This window comes from Archangium sp. (assembly GCF_036389735.1).
Classification (GTDB): Bacteria; Myxococcota; Myxococcia; order Myxococcales; family Myxococcaceae; genus Archangium.
Genome location: NZ_DASVWK010001029.1, coordinates 1 through 2,903, shown reverse-complemented (window position 1 = coordinate 2,903; position 2,903 = coordinate 1). Strand labels below are relative to the sequence as shown.

2 protein-coding genes are annotated in these 2,903 nt (G+C 72.6%); both read left to right on the top strand.

Annotated elements, in window-relative coordinates; genetic code table 11:
- Window positions 1-288 precede the first annotated feature (288 nt).
- Window positions 289-1,578, top strand: a complete 1,290-nt coding sequence (locus tag VF794_RS36685; RefSeq protein ID WP_331117826.1) for an SGNH/GDSL hydrolase family protein — start codon at window positions 289-291, stop codon at window positions 1,576-1,578.
- A gap of 28 nt (window positions 1,579-1,606) precedes the next feature.
- On the top strand, window positions 1,607-2,903 hold a 1,297-nt coding region (locus VF794_RS36680; protein ID WP_331117824.1), incomplete at its 3' end, for an NAD(P)/FAD-dependent oxidoreductase.

Here is a 2,903-nt window from a genome sequence, read left to right as displayed (position 1 = left end):
CTTCAGCCTCACCACCATGGCCGGCCTCATCGGTGTGTCCACGTGGCTGGACAACACCGCCATGACCAGCAGCAAGTGGAAGCTGGTGGCGCGCGTCCTGCCGTAGTCACCTGAAGAGGCAGCATCACGGCACGGCCTCCGCGCGCACTCCGCGAGCGGGGGCCGTCGTGTGTCGGCCCCACCCTACCCCGCGGGGCGAGTCGCTGTTTCCTGGAGGACGTGGGGGGTGCCCCCCTCCCCGTTGGCCTGCGAGGTGCACACTCTCTCCGGCAACGGGGAGGGGCACGGATGCGGGGGAGGTTGGGGACGCGAGTCCTGGTATGCACGTGGGCCATCATCGCCATGGGGTGTGGCCCCGGGCCGGAGGGGTGGGAAGAGTCCTTCCACGATGAGGCAGGGAATGCGCCCACGCTGAGCACCCACGAGGAGTCGCCGCTGGCGGGGGGTGGCCTGGAGGTGGCGCCCATCCGCGAGGAGCGGGCCCAGGGCGAGCCCCGGCCGGTGCCGCCCATGTTCCAGCCGGGCTTCCACCAGGCGCTGCGCTGGTCCTACAGCACGGGCAGTGTGACGTTCCGGCTGCGCGTGCCGGTGGGGCGGGCGGGGCAGCGGGTGCGGCTGACCTTCCGCTCGGGGGACGGCAGCCTCGTGCTGCGCAAGGCCACGGTGGCCCGTGCGGGGCCCAATGGCTCGCTGGCCTCCGCGCCGGTGGCGGTGACGTTCTCCGGCACGCCGGGCTTCTCCGTGGGCAAGCGGGTGCGCGTGGTGTCGGATCCCGTGCCCTTCGCCGTGGGCTTCCGCGACGAGCTGGCCGTGTCCTTCGAGGTGCAGGGCGCGCTGTCGGTGAGCGCCATCATGGCCCTGCCCGGCAGCTATGTGCGCTCGGGCTCGTACTCGAGCGTCCCGGGCGCACTGGGGGGCAGCGCGTGGGAGAAGGCGGTGGGGTTGATGACGGTGGACGTGGAGGGACCGCCCTCGCGCGCCTTCGTCGCCCTGGGCGACAGCATCACCGAGGGCTACATCTCCGACCACGACGACACGCGCCGGGCGTGGCCCTCGCTGGCCGAGGCGCGGCTCGGCGTGCCTCTCGTCAACGCCGGGGTGTCGGGCCAGGGCTTCTATGACGCGCTGATGAACCTGGACCAGGAGGTGCTCGCGCTCCAGGGCGTCACCGACTGCATCCTGCTGCTGGGCACCAATGACTTGAGCTCCCTTGGCACGAGCGCCCTCCAGGCGCGGATGAACACGCTCATCTCGCGGTTGCGGCCCTTCTGCCGCCCGTGGGTGGGGACGCTGCTGCCCAAGGAGAAGTCCAACCACGGCGACTACGAGGTGGTGAAGGCGCAGCGGCTGGAGATGAACGCGTGGATTCGGGCCTCCTTCCCGAACGTCATCGACTTCGAGGCGGTGACGCGCCAGCCGAACAACGTGCACCTCTTCATCGATGGGCTGGAGGTGGACGGCATCCACCCGAGCGCCGAGGGCCACCGCGTCATGGCCACCGAGGTGGTGCGCGTGCTGCGCGAGGCGGGCGTGCGGCCCGAGCAGGGCGTGCAGCCTCGGGGCGAGGCCCAGCCCTGAACTCCCGCCGGGCGGCCGGCAGGGGACGATGACGAACACCTGGTATGACGCGGTGGTGGTGGGCGCGGGCTTCGGCGGACTGGCCACGGCGCTCGAGCTCACCCAGCGCGGCGCCCGCGTGGCGCTGTGCGAGACGCTCAACTACCCGGGAGGCTGCGCCAGCACCTTCCGCCGGCACGGCTACTCCTTCGAGGCCGGCGCCACCCTCTTCTCCGGGCTCGGCGAGGATCAGCTCTTTGGCCGCTGGGTACGCCAGCTCGGGCTGGACGTGACGGTGGACTGGTTGGACCCGCTGGTGGAGCTGCGCACCCCGGGCCTGCGGCTGACCGTGTACCGCGAGCGCGAGCGGTTGATGGAGCAGCTCCGCGCCTTTCCCAACGCCCCGGCCGACGCGCTGCGCGACTTCTTCACCCTCCAGCGGCAGGTGGCGCGGACGCTGTGGCACCTCCTCGACGACCCCACGCTGCTGCCGCCGCTCGATGTGCGGGCGCTGCTGCGGCACGCCTCACGGGCCTCGCGCTACCTGCCCCTGCTGCGCTGGATGGGCAGGCCGCTCGGCGCCGTGCTGGAGCGCTTCGGACTGCTGGGCTTCACCCCCCTGCGCACGTACCTGGACGCGCTCTGCCAGATAACGGTGCAGTGCGGAGTCACCGAGGCCGAGGCCCCCTTCGCGCTCGGGGCCATGGACTACTACTGGCAAGGCACCGGGCACGTGCGCGGCGGCATTGGCCGGCTGGCGAGCGCACTGGCGGGGGCCGTCACCGCGGGCGGGGGCGAGGTGCTGTACGCCAACCGGGTGAAGGGGCTGGAGGCGGTGCCAGGAGGCTGGAAGGTCTCGACGCGCCGGGGCGAACTGCTCGCGCGGCACGTGGTGACGAACCTGCTGCCACGAGGGCTGACGCGCCTGCTGGGCCTGCCGCCCGAGCGCGAGCCCGCGTACCTCCGGGAGCTGAGCGGACGCGTCGCGGAGGGCTGGGGCGCGGTGATGCTGTACCTCGTGGTGCGAGCGCCCGAGGAGGCCTCACCCCAGGCGCACCACCTGGAGCTGGTGCAGGACGAGGGGGCGCCCTTCGTGGAGGGCAACCACCTCTTCGCCTCCTTCAGCGGCGAGGCGGACATGGGCCGGGCGCCGCCGGGCCACCGCACGCTCACGGTGTCCACGCACGTGCCGCTGCGCGCGCTGGCGGGGAGGAGCGAGGAGGAGCAGGCGCGCACCGTCGCCACCATCCAGGAGCGGATGAGGCGGGGGCTCCAGCGCCTGGCGCCCGAGTGGATGGAGCACGTGCACCACGAGCTGACGGCATCCCCGCGCACCTTCGAGCGCT

What these genes read in the sequence shown, in the direction of transcription:
- VF794_RS36685 (WP_331117826.1), top strand. Translation starts at nt 289, where the DNA reads ATGCGGGGGAGGTTGGGGACGCGAGTCCTGGTATGCACGTGGGCCATC.